Source organism: Emticicia aquatica (genome assembly GCF_923079645.1).
Classification (GTDB): Bacteria; Bacteroidota; Bacteroidia; order Cytophagales; family Spirosomataceae; genus Emticicia; species Emticicia aquatica.
This window is the reverse complement of record NZ_CAKLPY010000002.1, coordinates 86,014-111,704: the sequence shown is the minus strand read 5'-3', so window position 1 is coordinate 111,704 and position 25,691 is coordinate 86,014. Positions and strand designations below refer to the sequence as shown.

General features: G+C 35.5%; 16 protein-coding genes. 5 read left to right on the top strand and 11 right to left on the bottom strand.

All coding sequences use genetic code 11. The features are described 5' to 3' along the window. Nucleotides 1-20: 20 nt before the first annotated feature. On the bottom strand, nucleotides 21-3,002 hold the full coding sequence (locus tag MJQ71_RS10200) for a putative LPS assembly protein LptD (protein ID WP_238806511.1): 2,982 nt from the start codon (nucleotides 3,000-3,002) through the stop codon (nucleotides 21-23). Between the two features lie 265 nt (nucleotides 3,003-3,267). Here MJQ71_RS10200 and MJQ71_RS10195 point away from each other — a divergent pair, with 265 nt between their 5' ends. Continuing rightward, nucleotides 3,268-4,035 carry an N-acetylmuramoyl-L-alanine amidase family protein gene (locus tag MJQ71_RS10195; RefSeq protein ID WP_238806510.1) on the top strand — a complete coding sequence of 256 codons (768 nt, stop codon included), beginning with the start codon at nucleotides 3,268-3,270 and terminating at the stop codon, nucleotides 4,033-4,035. Between the two features lie 122 nt (nucleotides 4,036-4,157). Beyond that, nucleotides 4,158-5,087: an MlaD family protein gene (locus MJQ71_RS10190; RefSeq protein WP_238806509.1), complete on the top strand. Its 930-nt coding sequence runs from the start codon at nucleotides 4,158-4,160 to the stop codon at nucleotides 5,085-5,087. 13 nt (nucleotides 5,088-5,100) lie between these two features. On the opposite strand, the gene MJQ71_RS10185 is transcribed toward MJQ71_RS10190, so the two are convergent. The 9 genes from MJQ71_RS10185 to MJQ71_RS10145 form a co-directional block, all read right to left on the bottom strand. Then, nucleotides 5,101-6,333, bottom strand: a complete 1,233-nt coding sequence (locus MJQ71_RS10185) for a sensor histidine kinase (RefSeq protein WP_238806508.1) — start codon at nucleotides 6,331-6,333, stop codon at nucleotides 5,101-5,103. A gap of 1 nt (nucleotide 6,334) precedes the next feature. Continuing rightward, nucleotides 6,335-7,450, bottom strand: coding sequence for a universal stress protein (locus tag MJQ71_RS10180; RefSeq protein WP_238806507.1), 1,116 nt, complete (start codon nucleotides 7,448-7,450; stop codon nucleotides 6,335-6,337). After that, on the bottom strand, nucleotides 7,451-8,521 hold the full coding sequence (locus tag MJQ71_RS10175) for a porin (protein ID WP_238806506.1): 1,071 nt from the start codon (nucleotides 8,519-8,521) through the stop codon (nucleotides 7,451-7,453). It abuts the gene before it with no gap. Nucleotides 8,522-8,529: 8 nt separating this feature from the next. After that, nucleotides 8,530-9,093: a K(+)-transporting ATPase subunit C gene (locus MJQ71_RS10170; protein WP_238806505.1), complete on the bottom strand. Its 564-nt coding sequence runs from the start codon at nucleotides 9,091-9,093 to the stop codon at nucleotides 8,530-8,532. A gap of 82 nt (nucleotides 9,094-9,175) precedes the next feature. Beyond that, nucleotides 9,176-11,215: a potassium-transporting ATPase subunit KdpB gene (gene kdpB, locus MJQ71_RS10165; protein WP_238806504.1), complete on the bottom strand. Its 2,040-nt coding sequence runs from the start codon at nucleotides 11,213-11,215 to the stop codon at nucleotides 9,176-9,178. A 25-nt stretch (nucleotides 11,216-11,240) separates the two neighbouring features. Continuing rightward, the gene (gene kdpA / locus MJQ71_RS10160; RefSeq protein ID WP_238806503.1) at nucleotides 11,241-12,941 is read right to left on the bottom strand and encodes a potassium-transporting ATPase subunit KdpA; all 1,701 of its coding nucleotides are present in this window, start codon (nucleotides 12,939-12,941) and stop codon (nucleotides 11,241-11,243) included. A 79-nt stretch (nucleotides 12,942-13,020) separates the two neighbouring features. Then, the gene (gene kdpF / locus MJQ71_RS10155; protein ID WP_238807839.1) at nucleotides 13,021-13,098 is read right to left on the bottom strand and encodes a K(+)-transporting ATPase subunit F; all 78 of its coding nucleotides are present in this window, start codon (nucleotides 13,096-13,098) and stop codon (nucleotides 13,021-13,023) included. A 121-nt stretch (nucleotides 13,099-13,219) separates the two neighbouring features. Further along, nucleotides 13,220-13,924, bottom strand: a complete 705-nt coding sequence (locus MJQ71_RS10150; protein ID WP_238806502.1) for a response regulator — start codon at nucleotides 13,922-13,924, stop codon at nucleotides 13,220-13,222. 17 nt (nucleotides 13,925-13,941) lie between these two features. Continuing rightward, nucleotides 13,942-15,030, bottom strand: coding sequence for a sensor histidine kinase (locus MJQ71_RS10145; RefSeq protein ID WP_238806501.1), 1,089 nt, complete (start codon nucleotides 15,028-15,030; stop codon nucleotides 13,942-13,944). 189 nt (nucleotides 15,031-15,219) lie between these two features. Between MJQ71_RS10145 and recJ the strand changes: the two genes are divergently transcribed. From recJ to MJQ71_RS10130, 3 genes are all read left to right on the top strand, one after another. Next, nucleotides 15,220-16,932, top strand: a complete 1,713-nt coding sequence (recJ, locus tag MJQ71_RS10140) for a single-stranded-DNA-specific exonuclease RecJ (protein WP_238806500.1) — start codon at nucleotides 15,220-15,222, stop codon at nucleotides 16,930-16,932. A gap of 109 nt (nucleotides 16,933-17,041) precedes the next feature. Then, nucleotides 17,042-17,779, top strand: coding sequence for an LPS export ABC transporter ATP-binding protein (lptB, locus tag MJQ71_RS10135; RefSeq protein WP_238806499.1), 738 nt, complete (start codon nucleotides 17,042-17,044; stop codon nucleotides 17,777-17,779). A 183-nt stretch (nucleotides 17,780-17,962) separates the two neighbouring features. Then, entirely contained in the window at nucleotides 17,963-23,413 is a 5,451-nt protein-coding gene (locus MJQ71_RS10130) for an alpha-2-macroglobulin family protein (RefSeq protein WP_238806498.1), read from the top strand. A gap of 63 nt (nucleotides 23,414-23,476) precedes the next feature. On the opposite strand, the gene MJQ71_RS10125 is transcribed toward MJQ71_RS10130, so the two are convergent. Further along, nucleotides 23,477-25,666, bottom strand: coding sequence for a 3-coathanger stack domain-containing protein (locus MJQ71_RS10125; protein ID WP_238806497.1), 2,190 nt, complete (start codon nucleotides 25,664-25,666; stop codon nucleotides 23,477-23,479). Between the last annotated feature and the right edge of the window lie 25 nt (nucleotides 25,667-25,691).

Sequence of the window (25,691 nt, the reverse complement as noted above, 5' to 3'; positions counted from 1 at the left end):
TTAATTGTCTATCGACTTAATTAAAATCCACCAGTTCCATAGTATTGACGGCGACGACTTACTTTCAATTCCTGCAATAATGCACTCCGAACATTGAGCGTAAATGAATAACTACTACGCACCGAATATCCCGAAATCGGAGTCCAATTAAATGCCATATCCCAACAATGTAATTCACGATGAAGCGTAATATTTGTCAACGTTGGAGCTTTTAATTGCATATCATAACCAGTATTAAAACCAACTTTCCATTTCGGAGTCAAACTCAAATCGCCTTGAATCGTGATTGCCTGTGTAATTTGAGCTTTTGCCAAACCTTGTTTATTATAATTAAAGTTATAGCTTAAATTTAAAGTCCAAGGTATCGTAAAATCAACGTAAAGTTCAGGGTTGGCAGCTACAAATTTCCTCATAGCATCCATCGTTGGGTCGTTAGTTTGAGTGTTTTTGGGTTGTGGTTTATCTTTGTTAAAAGTTGCTGGTGAAAAACGAGTTGAAATAGCAATATTTGCCGAACGCAAAGTGGCTAAACCTTGGAAACCTTTTACTTCTTGTAATTTATAAAAACGTCTGATTCGGCCAGCAGGATTTAACGCTCTCAATTCGGCTGTCGGTTCTTCTTGATAAAAATATGGGTCGAGCGTTGCACCCATATTGAGATTGATTAGGTTTTTGAATAAATTAGTATTTCCGCTTAAATTAATATTCGACAGATTCATCGAATCACCCAAGGCCAACAGATTATAGCTAGTACTTAAACTCAAGTTATCTAATAATGAAATTTTTTCAAAAGCCTTTGCTGCCGTATCTGATTTTGAGCGAACTTTTGCTTCAAGTTGATTTGTTAGATTGAAACTAATATTCCCAGAAGCTCCCGCTGAAGCACCCAAAGTTGGATATTTTGGTAAAAGTTTTCGGAGAGTATCATAAGTAACTTTTCCTGCATCGTCAGTACTTTTATCAATTCTGACAACATTATATTGGAAAAGATTTTTAGTGAAATCTGGGGCGTAACTTAAACTCAAAGATGGAGCCATTGTGTGACGAATCGCTTGTAATCGTCCACCTCCTTTAAACTGATAAGTACCATATACTCGGGTATTCATGCTTCCCGAAACTGACGTTTGATAAGTCGGAAAAAAACCTTTAACTGTATCAATCTTAACTGCGTTTTCGCTTTCAATGTATTTATAACTAAGGCTTTGCGTGAAAATATCGCCTCGTAGAGCAATGCTTGGTGTAAAGTTGATGTATCGAGCTAATTTAAAATTAGGCAAAGCAATCGGAATTGAATACGTAGTTCGGAATTGCCCATCTTTTAAAATGTCATTAATTGCATCTAAGCTATTCAATTTTCTGACATTACTCAACCGTGCTTGTAATGCTTTTTGTAAAACTCGTTCTTCAACCGTTAAGCTCAAAGGATTGGCATCTCTCAACCTTATTTCTTCGTTGGTCAATGGTTTTGCTTCGATGGAAGAATACGAGCCATCGTCATTTTGACGAACAATTTTATAATCCGAATAACTCGTAATGCTATTCACTCTTGTATTAGTTGCTTGATAACCGCCACTCACATTCAAACCTACCCTAAACGATTCAAACCATCGACCGATTTGTTTTTTTTCAGGCACAAAAGGGTTAAACTGATTAAGACCTAAACTATAATTGAGTGAAGCATCCATCTGCCCAGTAGTGAAATTCTGAGAAACGTTGATGCCCGAACTCGTTACGAGTTTTTGACCAAAAGTTCGCCCAACTTGAATGGATGAATTGGAAGTGCTGCTCAAATAATTACTTACATCAACCGTATTGACGTTATTTCGATTAAAGCCATTGCTACGTAAATTGACCGATGAAGAAAAACTACGGTCGGGACGTTTGTTAGCAGGTGAATGCGACCAACTCAAATTAAAGTCTTTAGTGGTGTAGGTGTTTTTATCATCACTTGCAACAACTTCAGGCTTGTTTTTATTAAAATTATACTGAAAACTTAAATTTCCAGAATATTTATATCGCTTCGAATAACTCGATTGAATGCCTAGTCCAAGACTACCATTAGAATAAATTTGCCCAATAATTTTTGCCCCAATTTTTTCATTTATGGCAAAATAATAGCCAAAATCACGAAAATAAAATCCTCTTCCGTTTGGGTCTTCGCCATAACTTCCCATGATGATTCCTGATGTTCCTGCTTCTTTATTTTTAGGTACAGGAAAGAAACCAAAAGGCAGCCCAATAGGCAGTGGAATGCCACTTAACACAAAATTAAAAGGCCCTGAAATGACTTGTTTTTTATTGACAAGCTTGATTTTTTTTGCCGCAATATGAAAATGAGGTTCTTTCAAATTACAAGTTGTGTATTTGGCATCAACCAAATACATATCATCATTGGCATCTTTTTTTACTTTTTCGCCTGTTACAAAACCTTCACCTTGCTGCGTTACAATATTTTTTATGACTGCTTTTCGAGATTTGAAATTATAGCGAATCGTGTCGGTATTGTATTTATCGCCCCCTTGGCTAAAGATTGGTTTCCCTTTTACTTTGTCGCCTTTTTTAGTTGTATCGGGCAAACCATGAGCAAAAACCTCACTTTTACCCCAATTAATTTGAATAAAATCTGCTTGAAGTTCAATTTCGCCGTAAGTTACTTTGGCTTTTCCGTAGAGATTAATAATTTCGCCAGTTACATCCATTACCGTTGAATCTTCGGCAATATATTGTACTGTTGAAGCCAATCCACTTTCTTTGCTACGAAGGGAGTCTGGAATTAATACACGAGTGGTATCTTTTTTTTCTTCAAATAATTTATTTCCGAAAGGGCTTGCTGTACGTGAAGGTGTTGTGGTTGATGCCCTTTTTGTTCCAGTATTTCCTGTGCCAAATCCAGAAAATCTACCACCAGTTCCAGAAGGAAATTGAGCAAAAGTATGGATAGAGAAGAACAAAAAAATACTGATAAAAACAGAAAAGCGAGCTGTGAAAATAGGAATATTCATCTTGAGTTTCCAATTGAACTTCAAAAAGCAAAAAGCGAATAGCCACGAGCTATTTTGGAGTGGTTTGGAGTTATATTTTTTCAGTTGTTCCAAAAATCGTATCTTTGTAAAATGTTGACTTAATTATTAATTACGAAAAAGCCAGTCATTTTTGGCTTAAATCTTCAAATTTGAACTTCTCTTCGCAAAACTATTTAACTAACGCACCGTAATGGCACAAAATTAGCTATTATATGGTAGTGAAAGAACGTTTGACCATAAAATCATGTTAAAAATTCTTAAAGTCCTTTTTATATTCATAATTACGCAAGGAATTGTAACAGCTCAAAGTGGCAAAATCAGAACTATTGTCATTGATGCCGGGCATGGAGGAAAAGACCCAGGCACGCACAATAGCAAACTTCGTGAAAAAGACATCGCTTTAAGTGTTACCTTGAAATTAGGAAAAAAAATTCAGGAAAAACTTCCTGGGGTAAAAGTTATTTATACCAGAAAAACCGATGTTTTTATTCCATTGCATGAGCGTGCAGCCATTGCGAATCGCAATAAAGCCGATCTGTTTATTTGTATTCACGTCAATGCTAATCCATATTCTTCAAAATTGAGTGGGTCGGAAACTTACGTAATGGGTCTGCATAAAACCGAAGAAAACCTTGAATTGGCGATGCGAGAAAATGAGGTTATTTTGATGGAAGATAATTATAAGAAAAACTATAAAGGCTACGATTTGAGTTCGCCAATGGCCAATATCATGCTTGCGAATTATCAAAATGCTTTTATGAAAGAAAGCGTAAAGTTGGCAAGTATGGTTGAAAAGCAAATTTCAAAAGTTGGACATAAAAGTAGAGGCGTAAAGCAAGCGGGATTTCAAGTATTGTGGCAAACGGCAATGCCTGGAATTTATGTAGAAACTGGTTATCTAACCAACGCCACCGATAAAAAAATATTGGGTACAGATAGCGGCCAAGATAAACTGGCTGATGCGATTTTTAAAGCGGTCAAAGTCTATAAAGAAGAAAAAGAAGCACACTAAGATTTATACTGGAACTATTCAACTGGAAATTTTAGTTGGTTAGTAGTTAGATAACAAGTAATTTTGTAAAAAATAATGTATAATTCCCCTTTAGGGGCGGTCCGACGTATCGGCTAGGGGTTATGAAAAAAGAGTATAAAGTTGGTTTACTTGGTATTATTACTTTCGCAATTTTTTATTTAGGATTTAATTTTCTAAAGGGATTAGACATTTTTCGTACAGAAAATGAATACTATACTTACTATGAAAATGCCGAAGGATTGCAAACTTCAAACCCTGTAACGTATAACGGTGTGTCTGTTGGACGCGTGGTTTTGGTTGAGCCTGAACAAGACAAAAACCGAATTAAAGTGATATTAGCTATCAAAAGAGATATAAAATTAACTGATAAAACAGTTGCTATTTTGGCAGATAATGGACTTTTAGGTGGAAAAGTTGTTAAATTAAAAATTGAATCAGGTAATCCTTTAGCGGATGAAGGAACGGTTGGAAGTGAAATTGAAAAAGGAATGGTAGCATCTGTAACCGATAAATTAACCCCAACCTTAAAAAATATAGATTCTTTGTTGAATACAACAACTGCAATAATCAAACAATTTGACCATACAGCGGTAGCTCTTAAAGTACTTATGGCAAGTGCCACTCAAACTACCGCAGGCGTGAATGGTATTGTGGCGGCAAACTCAAAAAACCTTTCGGCAATAACAGCAAATGCAGCAGTTTTAACGGCTAATTTGAATACTTTATCAACGAATCTTGATGCTCAAATTAAGCCAATTTTACAAAAAAGCAGCACTTTTGCCGACTCACTAAATGCGATGCATTTGGGTGAAACGGTTAGTAAATTAAACACGTCAATTGCAGGTTTACAAGGCGTAATTAAAGAAATTAATCAAGGAAAAGGCACACTTGGAAAATTGGCCAAAGATGATTCTCTCTACGTTAATCTTGATAGAACAGCCGCAAATATTGCACTCCTAATGGCTGATATGAAAGCCAATCCAAAACGATACGTACATTTTTCTTTGTTCGGAAAGAAAGAAAAGAAATAGTTACTCAACCCAACTATTTCTTTTCAAGTAAATCATCATGATTTTGTGCTGTTTTAGAAAGTTCATTCGTAATCATAATAATTAATTCTGCTTCTTGTTTTAGTTTATTGATAAGTTCTTTTTGAATTTTATTAGTTTTTCCATTTTTTTCATCTGTTAATAATTCCAAAGAAGCTTTAATTGCCGAAATTGGGGTTTTTAGCTCATGCGAAATAGCTGCAATGAAATTATCTTTTTCTAAATCAGATTCTTGAAATTTAGTAATATTTTTCAAAATGATTACCGTTCCGCTCGCTGTGTTTTCTGCATTTTTAACTGCTAAAATATCTTTGGTGAAATAACTTTCTTTTTGGTCAGCAAAAATTTTAATTGGATTTGAAGAAGCTTCATTTTGTAGTAAACTTCTGAGTAAATCATTATTTAACGCAATATCGGGTGCGTATTTGCCAATAATTTCTGATTCTTTTAACCCCAAAATCTGAACCGCAATCTGATTGACAAACAGAACATTATTTTGTTCGTCAAGTCCAATAATTGCATCATTCATGTTATTGATTATTGCCTCAATTCGCCTTTTTTCAAATAACAATTCTGCTAAATTGCTGTGTTCATAATTATTGAGTTTTTCGGCCATTTTATTGAATGCATTTGCCAAATCTCCAAATTCGTCATTCGCTTTAAAATGTAATCTTTGTTCATAATTTTTGTTGGCAATTTCCTTGATTCCTTTGGTTAGTTCAGCAATCGGTTCGGCAATGTAATTAGGAAAATTAAAAATAAATGAAAAAGTAAATAACACCACAGCGGCCAGCACAAATGAAAGTAAGGTAATTGCGTCATCAGCTCGTTTGGTTGCAACCTGATTTTTTCTGATAATAGCATTCATATTTAACTCCATGAGTTGAAAAATATATTGCCGCATTGAACCGATATGACTTATTGAACTGTCTTTTTTGAAAAGATTAAATTTAGCACGAAGTTGTTGTGTTACGTCTTTTTCACCTATTTCTGAGATATTTTGTTCTTGTGCAATAAGATTTTGTTCAAACCTTTTATTTTCATTAGTATTTTTCTCAAGGCTTTCGAGCATTTTCTTGCTGTATTCCAACGTTTCGTAATTATCTTGTAGAATATTTTTTGCATCGGCAGATAATTGATGTAAATACCAAACGCCTAAGCCACCCGTAAGTAAGATTGCTAAGAAAAGAAAGATTAAGCCAAGCGAAATTTTGGTTTTTATTTTCATTTCAAGAGAGAATAATAAGGTCTATTTCAGACTGAGAAAGTTTTTTTAATAATTGATTGAAAAGATTCGTTGCTAAGATAATTTTCAATAAATTGAAATGTGGTTTTCCAATACAAATCGTTGTAATTTGCTCTTTTTCAGCCACTTCAATAATTGCTTTCGCCACCGAATCGCTTTGTATTCTGATTATTTCTGCACCGAGTTCGGCTGCCATTTTGAGATTATTGATTAGATGCCTTTGTGTGGCCAGATTAATTTTATCACTTGATTCTGATGGCCGTTGAACGTATAGCACAAACCATTTTGAATCGTAATGCGAAGCCAATCTAGCTGTTTTTCGGATTACAGTTTTGGCAGTTTCGGCGTTTGAACTGATGCAGGCCAAAAAACGCTCATGCTTTAGTTTGGTTTTGGTAACTTCGGTTGTAACTTTTCGCTCAACCTGATGTGCTACTTCTTTAAGGGCTATTTCACGCAGTTGTAAGATTTTATCAGCTTGAAAAAAGTGGTTCAATGCTGTTTCAACTTTTTTCAAATCATAGATTTTCCCCTCTTTCAAACGCATAATCAGTTCATCGGCTGTGAGGTCGATATTCACAACTTCATCGGCTTGTTGGAGCACCAAATCTGGAACACGCTCTTTTACTTCAATACCCGTAACTTGCTGAATGATAGTATTTAGACTTTCAATATGCTGAATGTTTAGAGCAGAAATTACATTGATGCCTGCATCTAAAATTTCCATGACATCCTGCCAACGTTTTTCGTTTTTTGAGCCTTCAATATTCGTATGAGCTAATTCATCGACTAAAACTACTTCGGGTCGGATATTTAATACTGCTTGAAGGTCAAACTCCTCTAATTCTTTACCTTTATAAAACAATTTTCGACGAGGAATAATCGGTAAACCTTCAAGTAACTGGTGCGTTTCTTTACGATTGTGCGTTTCGATATAACCGATTTTTACATCAATGTTGTTTCGTTGCATAGCGTGAGCTTCTTGCAACATCCGAAAGGTTTTTCCTACGCCAGCACTCATGCCGATGTAAATTTTGAATTTCCCTCGCCTTGATTTTTTTATTAAATCAAGAAAATGTTGAGCAGTTTTATCTTTCATCTAAAATGAAATAGCTAATGAAGTAAGCAATAAATGATTGTTGGTTTTTGTACCTTCTGCAAATATTTTGTCTTTACTATGCAGTACCTTGTATTCGCTTCGGAAAACCAATTTTTCGGTGATATTATAATCAATATTGACCGAATAACCGTATGTTTGAAAACCATTTTGACTACCTGTTGAAACAATTACTTGGCTTTTATCTGCATAATATTCGGTTCTCGTCGAGAAATTTAGCTTATCTGAGTATAGAAATTTGGCAATTAATACTGGCGAAAACCAAGCAGTGTATTGCTTACTTTTAAGTGATTTTTGTTGAAATCCAATATCAAAACCAAGAATTAATCCTAATTTTTGATGAATTTGAAAAATACCATAAAAATTATGAAAGTACCGCACTAATCGTAAACTATCAGGCGAATCGCTTCCTACAAATGAGCTACTATTTAAAGTTACTTTGCTGCTAGGTTTGTATGTAATCTGATGCCCAAAAGCAGGCATATTATTGCCATCTACTCGCTCAATTCGTTGCCAACCATTTAGTACTAATGCACTCAAAAACCATTTAGAATTATCGGATGTATAGTTGATTTTTGCTCCACTTTCATAATAAGGCGAATTATCGGCCAAAATACTCCGAGAAAGTGTCCAACAATCTTTGCTAACAGCACTTTCAAAACCAATATGTGCTGCAAAAATTCCTGCATCAAGCCAAAGATTTTTATTGCTTGAAATCTTAATTCCAACATTGGCTTCCAAAATATTTTTTAATACACTTGGTTCGGCCGCAAGGTTTGCATTGGCGTAAGTTCCTGTCATTAAGGCAAGATTAGCTCTAACACTATTTTTTTCATAAGCAGCTTTTATAAAACCTAAATTCAGGTTTATCTCATTGTGACGATTGTGTGAATAAACAAATGTTGGCCGTGTGTGATTGGCAGGATTATTAAAATCATACGCATAGTAAGTTTCTATATAACCACTTAGGTTGAGTGCTGTTTTCGAGGTGTCTGTTTGGGGATGAATGGTTGTGTTAAAAATGCTCAAAAGTGAACAAAAAATGGTTTTCATTCAGGGAATTATTTTAAGTTATCTAATGCTAAATTTAATTTCAAAACATTGATTTTTTCAGTACCAAATAAACCTAAAAATGGTTTTTCGGTATTGATTTTAATAAGGTTAATCAATTTTTCATTAGAAATATTTCTTTTTTTAGCAATTCTATCGACTTGTACTAAAGCACCTTTTGGAGAAATGTGAGGGTCAAGTCCACTACCCGAAGCGGTTACTAATTCTGATGGAATATCAGCTTTTGCCACTGTCGGATTATGGACTAAAAATGTGTCGATTCTGGCTTGAACAGTTGCCAAATAATCAGGATTTGAAGGCCCTTTATTTGAACCACCAGAGCTAGCGGCATTGTAATTTACAACAGATGGACGACTATAAAAATATCGGTCTTGGTCGAATTTTTGTCCTACATTTTCTGCTCCAATAATTTTATTATTACGTTCAATAAATTGTACTTTCCCGCTGTTTGGGGCAAATTGTGCGATGCCTAGTATTATAAGTGGATAAACGATTGCAAGTAGCACTAAACTTAAAAATGTAAGTTTGATTGCTGGTAATATTTGAGATTTCATTTTTATGTTTTTTATGAATGAAACGAAGTTTTTGTCGCTTGAATAATTTATTTTAACTAATAATTATTTAATTATCAGTATTTTAAATAAAATTAGCGACCAATAAATCAATAATCTTGATACCAATAAAAGGAATAATTATACCCCCTAAGCCATAGATTAATAAGTTGCGGCGTAGCAAAGCACTTGCTCCAATGGGTTTATATTCAACACCCCTAAGTGCTAAAGGAATCAATGCAGGAATAATAATTGCATTAAAAATTACGGCTGATAAAATAGCACTTTCTGGTGAATGTAAATTCATTATATTTAAGCCTTTTAGAGCTGGAATGCTGGCAATAAATAAAGCGGGTACAATGGCAAAGTATTTGGCAACATCATTGGCAATCGAAAAAGTAGTGAGCGTTCCTCGAGTCATTAAAAGCTGTTTTCCGATTTCAACAATTTCAATTAATTTCGTAGGGTCATTATCCAAATCTACCATATTTCCTGCTTCTTTTGCTGCGGCTGTTCCCGAATTCATGGCTACACCTACATCGGCTTGAGCGAGTGCAGGAGCATCATTTGTACCATCACCCATCATGGCAACTAATTTACCACTGGCCTGTTCGGCACGGATATAATTCATTTTATCCTCTGGTTTTGCTTCAGCAATAAAATCGTCAACACCAGCTTTTGCAGCAATATATTTAGCTGTTAGCGGATTATCACCAGTAACCATTACTGTTTTTACACCCATTTTACGTAAGCGTTCAAAACGTTCTTGAATACCTGGTTTAATAATGTCTTGTAACTCAATTACGCCTAAAACTTGCTCATTTTTTGTTACAACAAGTGGCGTTCCACCATTACTTGAAATGGTTTTAACTTGCTCAGCAACTTCTATTGGAAACTGGTTGCCTGCTTTTTCTGAAAGGTTTCTCATGGCATCAAAAGCCCCTTTTCTGATTCTAGCTCCGTCGGATAAATTTACACCTGATGAACGAGTTTCTGCTGTAAACCTAATAAATTCGGCATCCGTCGAAAGTGAAGGTACTTTCATTCCTTGACTGATTGCTAACTCTACAATTGATTTTCCTTCGGGAGTTTCATCGGCTAATGAACTTAATACAAGTGCATTCATAAAGCCTTGTTTATCAGCGTTTTGTGCTGGGTAAAAGTTCGTCGCTTTTCTATTTCCGATTGTAATTGTTCCAGTTTTATCCAATAACAAAACATCAATATCGCCCGCAGTTTCGACAGCTTTACCTGATTTTGTAATTACATTTGCTCTCAATGCTCTGTCCATTCCTGCAATGCCAATGGCCGATAGCAAACCGCCAATTGTAGTTGGAATCAGGCATACAAAAAGCGAAATAAATGCTGCAATTGTGATAGGTGTATTGGCATAGTCGGCAAAAGGTTTGAGCGTAACACAAACAATCACAAAAACCAAAGTAAAACCAGCTAATAAAATTGTTAAGGCAATTTCATTTGGCGTTTTTTGACGAGAAGCTCCTTCCACCAAAGCAATCATTTTATCCAAGAAACTTTCACCTGGTTGAGTGGTTACAATTACTTTAATTTTGTCAGAAAGTACTTTAGTTCCTCCCGTTACTGATGATTTATCGCCCCCTGCTTCTCGAATTACTGGAGCAGACTCGCCTGTAATGGCTGATTCATCAATGGTTGCTAATCCTTCAATGATTTCCCCATCTGTTGGAATTATGTCACCAGTTTCGCAGACAAAAATATCTCCTTTTTTGAGTTGAGAGGAACTTACTATTTGGATTTCGTTGGTGTACATTTCACCGATTACTCTAATGATTTTTGCTGGTGTTTCTTCACGGGTTTTTCGGAGCGAATCGGCTTGTGCTTTGCCTCGTGCTTCAGCGATAGCTTCGGCAAAATTGGCAAAAAGTAAAGTAGCAAATAGGATAATGAAAACTGCTAAATTATAAGCGAATGAGCCTTGTGAAGTATTGTTTAAACTAAAGATAGTAACGCAAAACATAACGATTGTTCCGAGTTCGACGGTAAACATGACTGGGTTTCGGAAGATTATTTTGGGATTTAGTTTTACAAAAGAGGCTTTTAGAGCTTCTTTTACTAAAGCTGCTTGAAAAAGCGAAGTTGATTTCATGATGATATATTTTTAAATAAATATCTTATTGAATTGTGAAAAATTCTGAAATTGGTCCAAGCGTCAGTGCTGGAAAAAAAGACAATGCCGCCAAAATCATGATTACGGCAAAAACCATTAATCCAAAAGTTGAAGTATCAGTTTTTAATGTACCAGCACTTTCAGGAATGTATTTTTTATTGGCTAAAATTCCTGCAATAGCCACGGGGCCAATAATTGGCAAGAAACGACTTAAAATCATGATGATTCCGCAAGTAATATTCCACCAAAGTGTGTTATCACCCAAACCCTCGAAACCCGAACCGTTATTAGCTGCCGATGATGTATATTCATAAAGCATTTCGGAGAAGCCATGAAAACTTGGATTATTCAACCAACCAATATTAGGATGGACAACAAAGACGTACGATGAAAGAGCCGTTCCTGCCAAAATTAATAAGGGATGCAATAGAGCGATTATCGTGGCGATTTTCATTTCTCTTGCCTCAATTTTTTTACCCATAAATTCGGGGGTTCTGCCAACCATCAACCCAGAAATAAAAACAGCAATGATAATGAAAATATAAAAATTAAGAAATCCGACACCTACACCGCCATAAAAAGCATTGACCATCATACCCAAAAGTGCAAACATTCCAGTGAGTGGTGTAAAACTATCGTGCATGGCGTTGACCGAGCCATTGGAGGTAACGGTTGTTGTAATTCCCCAATATGCAGATGCGGCCGAGCCAAAACGTACTTCTTTGCCTTCCATACTGCCCAGTTGTTGCGAGATGCCCATACTCGAAATGGCTGTATTCCCTTTCATTTCGAGGTAAACAGAAGGAAGCAAGAATAATAGAAAACCGAGTGTCATTACGCCAAAAATCATCAATGATAATCTTTTACGTTTTAAGTAAAAACCAAGAGCGAAAACCATCGCGATTGGAATCAAAATGATACTGACGTTTTCAACAATATTGGTCAAATAGTTAGGGTTTTCTAGTGGATGAGCTGAATTTACTCCAAAAAATCCACCGCCATTTGTTCCTAATTGTTTGATAGCAACCATTGCTGCTGCTGGCCCTCTTGAAAGCTGAACTGTGTCGCCCGCTTGCATCGAAATAAAAGAGGCTTTCCCTTCAATATTCATCGGAGTGCCATTGAAAACAATAATGGTAGCAACGATTAGCGAAAGTGGCAATAAAATTCGGGTGCATGATTTGAGAAAATAGTTGTAGAAATTACCTAGCTTTTCGCTTGTACGTTCTTTCATAGCATTGAAAACGACTACACAAATGGCCATACCTGCACCTGCTGAAATGAATTGAAAAAATGTCAAACAAACGATTTGTCCGAGATATGACATTCCTGTTTCGCCAGAATAGTGCTGCAAATTGGTATTAGCTACAAAAGAAATGGCGGTATTAAAGGCTAAATCGGCTGACATTGACGGATTTTTATCTGGGTTCCACGGTAGCCAGCCTTGATTCATCAAGATAAACATCGCCCAGAAAAACCATAAAAAGTTTATGGTAAGCAAGGCTATTAAATGTTGTTTCCAAGTCATTTCTTGGCGGATATTAATGCCTGAAATGCGAAAAAAGTGTTTTTCTAATGGATTAAAAATTGGGTCGAGAAAAGTGCTTTCTCCTGAGTAAACCTTTGCGATGTATCTGCCCAGTGGAATTGCCAAAAGGACAGTTAGTGTAAACATTAATATGATTCCGAGAATTTCAGTGTTCATTTTTTCTTAATTTTTGGGCAAAACAATAGCCTTCATCATGGCAATTGATTAGCGTAATTAGAATAAAAAAAGGTTCTTTTTAGAATTTTTCAGGCTTTAAAAGTACGTAGCAGAGGTAGCCGAAAACTGCGATTGCGAGAATGAAAAGTAAGGTCATCATGGTGGAAATTAATTAAATATTTTCAAAAAAATCAATTGCTTTATAAAACAAGGCGAAGCAAAAAACACCTGCGAGTAATAAAATTATTGTAAGCATATTAGTAGTTATGATGAGTGAATTATAAATTATTTTTCCCGATTTCTCCACCTACAAATCTGTATCCAACGCCCGATTCTGTGATAATAAATCGCGGCTGATTTGGGTTGTCTTCGATTTTCTTTCGGAGTTGTCCTACAAACACCCGAAGATATTGTGACTGTTCTAAATAACTTGGTCCCCAAACAGTTTTTAAAATAAATTGATGTGTCAAAACTCGACTTTCGTTTTGTGCCATAAGTGTTAAAAGTTGATATTCGGTTGAAGTTAATTTTAGTACTTCTTGGTTTTTCTTGACAATTCGGGCATTAAAATCAATGCTTAAATTGCCATATTCAACCAATGGGATATTCTCAATATTTTGGGCCAATCGCAACGCAGACCGAATGCGAGCAAGTAATTCACCCGTGCGAAAAGGTTTTGACAAATAGTCATTTGCACCATTATCTAATGCTTTTACAATATCGTCCTCATTGTTTTTTACTGACAAAATCATAATTGGAGCTTTGTACCATTCTCGCAATTTTTTTAAAATATTTTGTCCATCTTCATCAGGTAAACCTAAGTCAAGCAGAATCATATCTGGCGGGTGTGTAGCTGCCGATATTATTCCATCTTTCCCCGTAGCTGCTTCATTAACCTTAAAACCGTTGGCAGTTAAAGTTATTTCTAGCAGTTTACGAATCTGATTTTCGTCGTCAATTATTAATATCGTTGGATTGTTCATCGTTAAGTGAATTCAAATTATGTGGGCATATCATTTCCCCAGTTTACTTCCGTTGGAATAATTATTGTAAAAAGTGAGCCACTTCCTGCAACATTTTCTACCCTGATTGTTCCGCCATGAGCTTCAATAAAACCTTTGGTTATTGATAATCCCAAACCTAAACCACCTGTTTTTTCTTCGTTTGAGCGATAAAACTTTGTAAAGACTTGTTCCAATTCGTGTTGTTGAAACCCCTTACCATTATCCGCAATCGTGATAAAACATTGATTGCTAAGGTTAGCTGCTGTGAGTGTAATTGTCGAATTATTGGGTGTATAAAGCGAACTATTATAAACAATATTATAAATAGCTTGTTCCATTAATGCAAAATCTAATTTAAAATAAGGAATATTTTGGGGTATTTTCACTACAATTTGATGATTGACAAGTTCTTTTTCTAAGCGATTCACAACAGAATGAAGCAATTCATTGATATCGCACCAATCTAATTTTGGTTTAATAGAACCCGACTCTAATCGAGAAACATTTAGAAAATTATCGACCAAACGATTGAGTCTTTCAGTTGCCGTATATATTTCTACATAAAGTTTTTGTTTGGTAATTTCATCAAATTTTGAGTTTTGGACTAACAAATTATCCGTTGCCCCCAAAATTGTAGCAATGGGCGTTCTGAATTCATGTGAAATAGAGTTGAAAAGAGAATCATACAGTTTTAGGGCATTTACTCGCTCTTCTCTTTGAATCGCTAATCCTTCAAAATGTTTTATCCGTGATGTTAGCACGCCGTTGAGTATAGCAATAATAAAATACATGAATAACATCAAAACATCCTCCGATTTTGATACCAAAAAAGTAAAATGCGGTGGGATATAAAAAAAATCCCAAATCAAAGCACTCAAAAACGCAGCTAATAAAACTGGAAATAAACTCAATTTCATTGCCAAAAGCGAAACCGTAAATAATAAAATGAGTGCAACTGCTCGGTAACCAATTATATCACTGAAAGGATAACAAATTCCAGAAACCAAACAAATAATAAAGACACTTATAAAATAAGGTTGTTTGGTACTTTGAAAGGTGTTTTTATTACTGTTGACTAGTTTCATTGTCTTGTTTTTGACGTTACAAATGTAGGTGGTAGTTTATAAATGAAAAATAAAACAAATAGCCAAGCGTATAAAGATTTTATAAAGATGAATTTATTTTATGATTTTTCGAGACTTTGGCGAGAAATTTATGGTCGATTCCTACAAATAAATCCTTAATTTTACATTTCAATTTTACTGAAGAAAACAATGCCCGAAAAACGGTGGTCATATAAATCCGTACCTAATCCACAGGTAGTCAACGATTTAGCACAATCTTTAAATATCGACAAGGCACTTGCCTCGATGCTTGTTCAGCGTCAAATTACAGGATTTGATGAAGCAAGAGATTTCTTTCGCCCAAAACTTGAACATCTACATGATCCTTTTTTGATGGCCGATATGGAAAAAGCCGTTGAAAGATTGATAGATGCCATTGACAATGGAGAAAAAATAATGATTTATGGCGATTATGATGTTGACGGGACAACAGCGGTTGCTTTGGTTTATGGTTTTCTCTCTACTTTTTATGCTAATTTAGAATATTATAATCCAGACCGCTACGAAGAAGGTTATGGCGTGTCGGTTCAAGGAATTGAATGGGCGGCTGAACAAGGTGTCTCACTCGTAATTTGTTTAGATTGTGGCATCAAAGCCCAAGATAAAGTAGCTTTAGCGAAAGATAAATTCAATATTGATTTTATTATTTGTGACCACCACGAACCAGACGAAACTTTACCAAATGCGGTAGCAGTGCTTGACCCAAAACGAAAAGATTGTTTGTATCCATACAAAGAATTGACAGGCAATGGCGTTGGGTTTAAATTGCTACAAGCATATTGTTCTCGCTCAGAAATTTCAGTTGAAGAATTGTACGAATTTTTGGATTTGTGTGTTGTAAGCATCGGTTCGGATATTGTTCCGATTACGGGTGAAAATAGAGTTTTAGCTTATTTCGGACTCAAAAAACTCAATGAAAATCCAAGAATTGGGCTAAAAGCATTAAAAGAAGTGGCGGGTTTTACTGCATCAATGACGATTGAAAACGTGGTTTTTGTTCTTGGCCCAAGAATTAATGCAGCTGGTAGAATAAAACATGCAAAAGCAGCCGTAAAGCTTTTATTATCAAATAATTACGATGAGGCATTGGAGTTTGCCCACGAAATACAAAAGCATAATATCGAGCGTCGAGGGCATGATTCACGCATTACTGAAGAAGCTTTGGCGATGATTGAAGGCGATGAGTGGCTAGCCAATACTGCTAAGAGTACAGTACTTTACAGAGAAGATTGGCACAAAGGTGTAATCGGAATTGTAGCCAGTAGATGTATTGAAAAATATTACCGACCGACAATTATTCTGACGAAGTCGCACGAAAAAGCAGCAGGTTCTGCTCGTTCTGTGGCAGGGTTTGATTTATACACAGCCATCGAAAAATGTGCTGGTTTGCTAGAACAATTTGGTGGACATACCCACGCCGCAGGAATGACCATTCCGATTGAAAATATCAATGCATTTCGTTTAGCATTTGATGAAGTGGTTTCAAAAACTATTACTAATGAGCAACTTACACCAGTTATTACGGTTGATTTAAAAATTAAATTGGGTGAAATTTCTTCTAAATTTTATCGAATAATGAACCAAATGGCTCCTTTTGGACCAGAAAATATGCAACCAGTTTTTGTCAGCGAAAACCTTACGCTCAAATATGCACCAAGAGTGATGAAAGAAAAACACCTTCGTCTTGAACTTTTTGAAGAAGAAACGGGTGCTATTTTGACTGCCATCGGTTTCGGAATGGTTGAAGAACACTTTGAAAGGTTGAACTCAACTAAATATTTCAACGTTGCCTATCAGATTGATGAAAATAATTTCAATAATAAAACTACGTTACAGTTGATGCTGAAGGATATTAAGTATTGATTACTAAATCTAAAGCCTTAACAAACTTTAACAGGGAATTTATTTCAAAAAAGCTAACTTTGATAATTGAAAATGATAGCGAATTATCGCCCAATTATTGACAAAGATTATGATTCTAAGAACTGAAAATTTAATAAAAAAATACGGACAAAGATTAGTCAACAACAATGTAAGCTACCAAGTAGGGCAGGGTGAAATTGTCGGACTATTAGGCCCAAATGGAGCAGGTAAAACGACTTCTTTTTACATGGCTACGGGTTTAGTAAAACCCAACAGCGGTAAAGTTTGGTTGGATGATTTGGACATAACTTCCTTGCCGATGTACAAACGTGCGAAACTTGGCGTTGGTTATTTGGCCCAAGAAGCTTCGATTTTTAGAGATCTGACCGTTGAAGAGAATATTTTAGGCGTGCTTGAATTGGCAAAACCTGAAATGACAAAAGTAGAACGCAAAGAAAAAACCGAGTCATTGTTGGAAGAATTTAGTTTGACACACGTTCGTAAAAATAAAGGCATTGTTTGCTCTGGTGGCGAGCGACGACGTACAGAAATTGCTCGTGCATTATCAGTTGACCCTAAATTTATCTTACTCGACGAACCATTTGCAGGTGTTGACCCCATTGCCGTTGAAGAGATTCAGGGGATTGTAGCTAAATTAAAAAACCGTAACATCGGAATTTTAATAACCGACCATAATGTAAACGAAACCCTTTCTATTACTGATAGAGCCTATTTGCTTTTTGAGGGGAAAATTTTGCGTCAAGGAACTGCTGAAGAATTGGCCAGTGATGAATTAGTGAGAAAAGTATATTTAGGACAACATTTTGAACTGAAACGTAAAGTATAAACTTTAATCAAGACATTTCATAAAAGCCTGATAACTAGCCGATTCTGGGAGTTGTTAGGCTTTATTTTTTGCTGAAATTTTATTTGAGACATTCTTTAAAAATAATTTTGTCAATTTGCTACAATTTCACGAACTTCCCACGTTATTATCCCCAAAAAACATACTCTAAACTTCATACATTCAATGAATTCTCTCTTTTTTCGCCTAAAAACCAATGGTTTTATGCGTTTTGTGTTTTTTCTATATCTTGTTTCTCAGCTCTCTTATTTCATCACAAGCTGTTCAAAACTCAACGAAGTGAGCGTTGCGGCTCGCAATTTTGAAGATGAGATTCAATTAGCACAAAATTTAGTTTTTACTTTCAATAAAGATTTAGTGTCGGATAGTGATTTAGAAAATTGGCAGGCGGTTGAATATGTGCGAATTGAGCCAAAGGTCGAAGGTGTTTTTAAATGGTCAGCGAAAAATGAATTGGTTTTTTCGCCAAGCAATGGTTTTAAAGGGGCAACCAATTATAAAGCAGTAATTACCAAAGCCATTTTAGGCAAAGCCACTACCAAAAATTATAGTTTAGGTACTGATTCATTCGAGTTTCATACGCCTTATTTGAAACCAGAAAAGCTAGAAAGTTATTGGATGAAAGGAGCAGATGGAAAACCAACTGCTAAAGTGAAAGTTGATTTTAATTATCCAGTACAAGAAACGGATGTTACAAATTTACTGAAAGTTCAGTTAGAAGATGCCGATACTAAGTTTTCGTTAAATAGCACTCCAAACGACCAAAAATTGGTTTTGGCGTTGGATAATGCTCCTTCATTAAAAGATGAAAGTTCGCTTAAAACAATTATAGAAAAAGGAGTGAAAATAGCAGGAAATGCTGGTTCTACTCAAGAAAAAGTTGAATTAGATGGTGTTTTGCCTTCACCATACTCTGTGAAAATCGTTGATATTGAAACTGGTTTTGATAAAAATCAAGGTTTTGTGAAGGTGATTACAACGCAACAAATTGTTGGCGATAATCTGAAAGATGCCTTCAAAATTGAGCCTGCCGTAGAAACTCAAACCGAATTGACCGAAAATGGTTTTATAATTAAAGGATTTTTTAGTGCATCTGAAGCTTATACATTGACACTCAAAGATAACCTTCGTGGAACTTTAGGTGCAAAACTTGATGGCGAATTTACCAAAGATTTGTTTTTCGGAGAAATGCCCGCAAGCATCGAATTCACGAGCAAAAAAGGCTTATACTTATCATCAAAAGGGAGCAGAAATGTAGGAATTCGTATTACAAATATTCCGAAAGTGAAACTCAAAATTGTTAAAATCTACGAAAATAATTTACTTTCTTATGTCCGAAACAATCGCTACGAAAATTATGATTATAATGGCGAAGAAAGCACACCAAATGGCTTCAATTATGGTACTGACGACCAAGGGATTTATAGCGATGTAGTCATTGACCGAACCATCGAAACAGGAAATCTATCGAAAATACATGGTGTTTCGGTACTAAATATGCCAATGCCTGAGCAAGATAAATTGCGAGGTGTTTATTTGGTTAATCTAAATTCTAACGATGAATATTATCAAAATGCAACCAAACTTGTGTCGGTTTCTGATTTGGGTATCATTGCCAAAAAATCAGCGGATGGCAATGAACTGATGGTTTTTGTGAATTCAATCATTGATGCTGAGCCAATGAGTGGTGTTGAAATAAAATTGATTTCGACTAATAACCAAATCATGGAAACCCAAAAGACAGATGGAAAAGGGGTTATTATTTTTGAAAAATTGAAAGAAAAAGCTCCAAATTTCAATTTAGCAATGGTTACGGCACGCACCGAAGACGATTTTAATTATATGCTTTTAGAAGATACTAAAATCGAAACGTCACGTTTTGAAGTCGATGGAAAGCGAGCCAATGAAACAGGTTTTGATGCTTTTGTTTATGGCGATCGTGATATTTATCGCCCTGGTGAAACGATTCATTTTAATACCGTTTTGCGTGATGCCAAATGGTCATCAACTGAAGATATTCCCTTGAAAATCAGAGTTTTATTGCCAAATGGTCGTGAATTTAAGTCTTTCTTGAAAAATACGAATGCTCAAGGAGCTATCGAAACGTCAATTCAGCTCGACCGTTCGGCTGTAACAGGAACATATACCATCGAAATTTTGAATGGAAATGATGTTTTATTGACCTCAAAACCAATCAGTATTGAAGAATTTATGCCTGACCGAATCAAAGTTGATGTATCGGCAAAAGATATTTATCGTACAGGCGAAACTGTAAATTTATTGGCAACGGCAACCAATTTATTTGGGCCTCCAGCATCAAACAGAAATTATGAAATGGATTTTAGTTTGAAGAGAAAAGCATTTTTTGCGAAGGGATTTGAGGAGTATTCGTTTGATATTCAGAATGATACAAAATTTGAACATGATTTACGTCAAGGTTCGACTGATGAAAATGGGTTAGCAAAACAAGCTTTTGAGTTATCAACAACTTACCAAGATATGGGTGTGTTGGAAGGTAAAACTTTCGTGACTGTTTTTGATGAAACTGGTCGTCCGTTAAATCGTGTAAAGACTTTTGATGTTTTTACACAAGATACATTTTTTGGAATTGGGTTGAGTGATTATTATGTTGGAACACACGTGCCAATGACGATTCCTTTGGCGGCTGTTTCGACCGAAGGAAAAGCAAAGTCAGCTAATGCCGAAGTTTCTATATATCGTATTGATTATCAGACAGTTGTAGAGAAAACAGATGGTGTTATACGCTATAATTCTAAAAGACAAGAAAAGCTAGTACTTACGAAAGGAGTTAATTTTTTGTCAGGTAAATCATCGGTAAAATTTATTCCACAAGTATCGGGCGAATATGAAATCCGTATTGCTCATGCAGGTGCAAAAAGTTTTGCTTCTCGAAATTTTTATGCTTATGGTTTCGGAAATACTTCGAGTAGTGCGTTTGAAGTAAGCAACGAAGGTCAAGTTTTGATGGAGTTTGACAAAGAAAAATACGAAGTTGGCGACAATGCAAAAGTTTTAATGAAAACACCTTTTATCGGAAAAATGCTCGTAACTGTAGAAAAAGGAAACGTCTTAGAACACTTTTATGTGGAAACTGACAAAAAATCTGCTGAAATTGACATCAAAGTTACCGAAGAAATGCTACCAAATGTTTACGTAACGGCCACGCTCATTCGCCCAATAAAAAACAATGATATGCCTCTGACGGTTGCTCACGGATTTGCTCCTATGAAAGTCGAAAAGTCTTCTAATCATTTACCAATTGAAATTGTGGCAGTGAAAGAATCTCGTTCTAAGCGTAAACAAAAAGTTACTATCAAGACAAAAGCCAATACTGAACTCACGATTTCGATAGTTGACGAAGGGATTTTACAAATTAAGAATTTCAAAACGCCTGATATTTACAATTATTTTTACCAAAAACAGGCTTTAGAAGTAAGTAGCCATGATTTGTACCAATTTCTATTTCCAGAACTATCACTGGCCAGTAGCAGCGTAGGTGGAGATGGTTATAATTTGGAAAAAAGAGTGAATCCATTGAGCAATGGGCGAACTAAATTGATGGCAGTTTGGAGCGGAATATTGAAGACAGGCATGAGTGGAGAAACTACTTTTGAGTTTGAAATTCCGCAATTTTCAGGCGATTTACGAATCATGGCTGTTGCTTATAAAGATGAAGCTTTTGGCTCAGCAAATGCTAATATGAAAGTAAAAGACCCCATCGTGATTAGTACAGGAGCCCCAAGATTTTTAAGTCCAAATGATGAAGTGATGATTCCTGTGACGATTACTAATACTACCAAAACCGCTACAACTGTCAATGCCTCAGTAAATTTATCAGGTGGATTGACTTTGCAAGGTGTTAATAGTCAGTCGGTTACGGTTGCAGCAGGAAAAGAGGCTCGAGCAATGTTTAGTGTAAAAGCTCCTACAAGCATCGGAACAGGAAGTATTTCTGTGGTAGTTAACGGTTTTAAAGAAAAATTTTCAGAAAAAATAGAATTGACCGTTCGTCCTTCAACGTCTTTATTAAAAACATCGTTATCAGGTGTAATTTTAGCAGGAAAAACCGAATCGGTCAATCTTGGAAACAATTATATGGCTGGCACCGCTCAAGCAAGTTTATTGGTGAGTCGTTCGCCGATGGTTCAATTTGCTAAACAATTAGATTATTTGCTGTGCTATCCTCATGGTTGTGTCGAACAGACTGTTTCAAAAGCTTTTCCGCAGTTATATTTTTCTGATTTTACAAAAACGATTGCTAAAAATTCACGGTCATTGAAAGCTGCTGGTGAAAATGATTGGAATCCACAATTTAATGTACAATCGGCTATTCGTAAAATCGAAAATATGCAGTTAGCCAACGGTGCGTTAAGTTATTGGCAGGGTGGCGATTACGAAAGTTGGTGGGGAACAGCTTTTGCGGCTCATTTTTTAATCGAAGCAAAAAAAGCTGATTATGAAATTAATGAGGATAATTTAAGCAAAATGCTTGATTATTTGACTACTAAAACGTCAATGCAAGATTTAACAGAAATTGATTATATTTTCAACGAAACTGGCTCTTGGATTTCAAGAACCATTGCTCGTCACGAAATGATTTATTCACTATACACGCTCGCAATGGCAGGAAAAGCCAATCAACCAGTGATGAATTATTATAAATCAAATGCTAATTTATTAACAACTGATGAGCGATATATGCTCGGAGCGAGTTTTGCCCAAATTGGCGATGAAAGTAGTTTCAAACAATTATTGCCAAAAGATTATTCAATAGAAAATACCCAAAAACAAACAGGTGGAAGTTTTGCTTCTCCAATCAGAAACTTGGCAATTTCGTTGAATAGCTTGGTAGAATCTGACCCAGAAAATTTGCAGATTCCAAAGTTAGCAAGAGTGCTTTCGCAGGCAATAAAAAATTCACCATATTTGTCAACCCAAGAGTCTGTATTTAGTTTTTTAGCATTGGGTAAAATTGCTAAACGTAATGGAGAATCAAATGTAACAGCTTCATTATCAGTTAATAACAAAATTTTCGCAAGCTTTACTGGTACTGATTTGAGCTTTGAAAAAGGTATTGCTGGACAAACGATAAACATTGCCACAAAAGGAAAAGGTGGTCTTTATTACTTTACACAACAAGAAGGTTTGAGTGCCACAGGTGCTTATACAGAAGAAGATAATTTCTTGAAAGTTCGTCGCCAATTTTTAAATAGAAACGGTGAACCTATCAGTGGCAGCCTTAAACAAAATCAATTAGTGGTTGTGAAAGTGAGTATAAGTAGTACACTCGGAACACCAGTAGAAAATGTAGTTGTTACCGATATGCTGCCAGCGGCTTTTGAGATTGAAAATCCAAGGCTTAATGAAGACCGAAATATGACTTGGATAAAAAATGCAGCTACACCACAGTATTTTGATATTCGTGATGATAGAATTAATTTTTATACAACTGCAGATGCGTCAGAAAAAACTTTTTATTATTTAGTAAGAGTTGTTTCAAGAGGAAAATTTGTACTCGGTCCAGTAGCGGCAGATGCCATGTATAACGGCGATTATAGAAGTTATAGTGGTGGTGGAAAAGTGATTGTTGAATAAAGATAAAAAAGTAAAAGGCCACAGAAATAGCTATTTCTGTGGCCTTTTACTTTTTATATAAATCTATTTTACGGCTCTAAATTCAACCCGAGTTGAACCATGACAAGGTCTCGAACCATCAGGAAGCGACCCTGGCTGTGCTTGAATATGTGCAGGAAAAGCGGTGATTTTACCTACAAATGTTTTATCTGTTCTTGATATTTCAGTTACGTTTTCATTATACCAATTGAGCCCTTGGGTAGGTAATAATGTGCCTGTCCAAGTAGCAGTGAATGTTTCTCCAATTTGATAATATTCTTTATCAAGAATCACATCATTATCATTTTCTGGACAATTGATAGGGGCATTATCATGTTCACAAGTACTTGTGTAACCTTGAAAAGAGAAGTCGTTATAGCCTTCTTTTGAAACTGTTAATAGAAAATACGCATTGCTATTATCTGGAATATTATTTTTCGTTATAAGGACATTTCCTGAAAAATTAAACTCTATTTTTGGGTCAAGATTTTGAATCGACATGTGGTATTGCGACATATCGGTATTTGGAGTAAAAGGCATAAATTCAAACTTCATTCCGCCTTCTCTACACTCATTGTTTACTTTTATTTGTATCGGATTTGGACTAACTCCTGTACTTCCACCACTCAAGCATCCGTTAAGATTAAATTCTATTGTGCTTCCTAAATCTGTATCAAACCCTGGCGTTATATCAATACTTTTTCCTGCACCATAATGAATATTTGAATTATGGGTAACTTTATCGGAAGTACTAATAGTTTCAGAAGCTGTTATTGACGTTTCTGTACTAACCAAATCTTTTGAAGTTGTTACATTGGTTTCGCAGTTATTATCGTATTTGAAATTAAACTTCGTTAGCAAAATATCTCGACTATCTTGAGAACTGTAATGATTTCCGACAATATCTCCATCAAATGACTGAGTCGTTCCGATTAGTATAAAGCCACCTCCACTGGTTTCAACTACCCCATTTCCTTCGTCATCAGCTGAACCACCTGCTGTTTTTTCCCAAACCAAATCTAAATTAGATGAAATTTTCATCAAAACTACATCGTACCTATCATTGTTATTTGATGGAATTCGGTTTCTATCTTGAATATTACCATTATTGGATTTGGTAGAACCTGATAAGACATAATTTCCATCATTTGTTAGAACTAAATCACTTATAATATCTCTACTCGATCCACCAAATATCTTTTTGTTTTGTTGCTCTCCGCTTGAATTTAGCTTAAAAAGCCATATATTTTCTTCAAAATTGTCTGGAAAACTCACTGATGGTGTAAAAATGAAGTCATTTGATGACGAATTTGAAGTTATTCCAAGAATAATATCTCCATTTGGTAAAGCTAATATTCGGCGAGCCTCATCTTTTTGACTACCACCATAAGTCTTTTTCCAAATTATGTTTATAGATGCATCAATTTTTACGACCAAAACATCTTTTCCACCCATATTTGGGCTTATTTCACTATCATTAGAAGTTGTACAACCTGCTATTACGAAACCACCATCAGGGGTTGCCTTCATATCAAAAGCTACATCATCATTATTTCCACCAATACATTTTTTTGAAATAATAATTCCTTCACTATTGAGTTTGGTTATCCATAAATCTTGGTTAAATCCATTAGTATTTTTGCCTGAATTAGCAATATCTCCATCTGATGAACCAGTGTATGTTAGCAGTAAATAGTTGTTATCGTTGGTTGGTAATATTTTTATGGGAACATCTTCTCCAGTGCCGCCAAAAATTTTGAACCATATCATTTGCCCATCACTATTGAGCTTCACCACCAAGGCATCATAATTTCCTTTTTGAGAGACAGATTGAATCGAGCGTCCAATAGTATAATTGAATCGTAAATTGCTGTAATTAGTTATTTTTCCAAGCAAGAAGTAGCTTCCATCAGGATTTTGAATAATATCTTGAGCTTTAAATCCAGTAAATGCTTGGTCATCAAAAACAGTTGTTTCCCAAAGCATTTCTCCTTTTTGATTAATTTTTGATGCCCAGATAGTTTCAAATCCATTTAAACTTTTTTTGCCAATTGCTGCAAAATTTCCATCTGATGTTGAAATAATCTTTGAGCCTTCGTCTCCATACCAGTTGTCCCAGCCATAGCATTGTTGCCATTCAATATCAGTTGGAAAAGTTTGGGCATCCACTTGCAATCCTCCCAGTATTAAGAGAATAATTACGACAGCTCTTGAGCTTCCTTTTTTCCTGAACATATTAAATCAATTAATTATATGATTG

Coding starts and splice junctions, on each gene's coding strand:
- MJQ71_RS10200 (WP_238806511.1), bottom strand. CDS start 3,002: ATGAATATTCCTATTTTCACAGCTCGCTTTTCTGTTTTTATCAGTATT.
- MJQ71_RS10195 (WP_238806510.1), top strand. CDS start 3,268: ATGTTAAAAATTCTTAAAGTCCTTTTTATATTCATAATTACGCAAGGA.
- MJQ71_RS10190 (WP_238806509.1), top strand. CDS start 4,158: ATGAAAAAAGAGTATAAAGTTGGTTTACTTGGTATTATTACTTTCGCA.
- MJQ71_RS10185 (WP_238806508.1), bottom strand. CDS start 6,333: ATGAAAATAAAAACCAAAATTTCGCTTGGCTTAATCTTTCTTTTCTTA.
- MJQ71_RS10180 (WP_238806507.1), bottom strand. CDS start 7,450: ATGAAAGATAAAACTGCTCAACATTTTCTTGATTTAATAAAAAAATCA.
- MJQ71_RS10175 (WP_238806506.1), bottom strand. CDS start 8,521: ATGAAAACCATTTTTTGTTCACTTTTGAGCATTTTTAACACAACCATT.
- MJQ71_RS10170 (WP_238806505.1), bottom strand. CDS start 9,093: ATGAAATCTCAAATATTACCAGCAATCAAACTTACATTTTTAAGTTTA.
- kdpB (WP_238806504.1), bottom strand. CDS start 11,215: ATGAAATCAACTTCGCTTTTTCAAGCAGCTTTAGTAAAAGAAGCTCTA.
- kdpA (WP_238806503.1), bottom strand. CDS start 12,941: ATGAACACTGAAATTCTCGGAATCATATTAATGTTTACACTAACTGTC.
- kdpF (WP_238807839.1), bottom strand. CDS start 13,098: ATGACCTTACTTTTCATTCTCGCAATCGCAGTTTTCGGCTACCTCTGC.
- MJQ71_RS10150 (WP_238806502.1), bottom strand. CDS start 13,924: ATGAACAATCCAACGATATTAATAATTGACGACGAAAATCAGATTCGT.
- MJQ71_RS10145 (WP_238806501.1), bottom strand. CDS start 15,030: ATGAAACTAGTCAACAGTAATAAAAACACCTTTCAAAGTACCAAACAA.
- recJ (WP_238806500.1), top strand. CDS start 15,220: ATGCCCGAAAAACGGTGGTCATATAAATCCGTACCTAATCCACAGGTA.
- lptB (WP_238806499.1), top strand. CDS start 17,042: ATGATTCTAAGAACTGAAAATTTAATAAAAAAATACGGACAAAGATTA.
- MJQ71_RS10130 (WP_238806498.1), top strand. CDS start 17,963: ATGAATTCTCTCTTTTTTCGCCTAAAAACCAATGGTTTTATGCGTTTT.
- MJQ71_RS10125 (WP_238806497.1), bottom strand. CDS start 25,666: ATGTTCAGGAAAAAAGGAAGCTCAAGAGCTGTCGTAATTATTCTCTTA.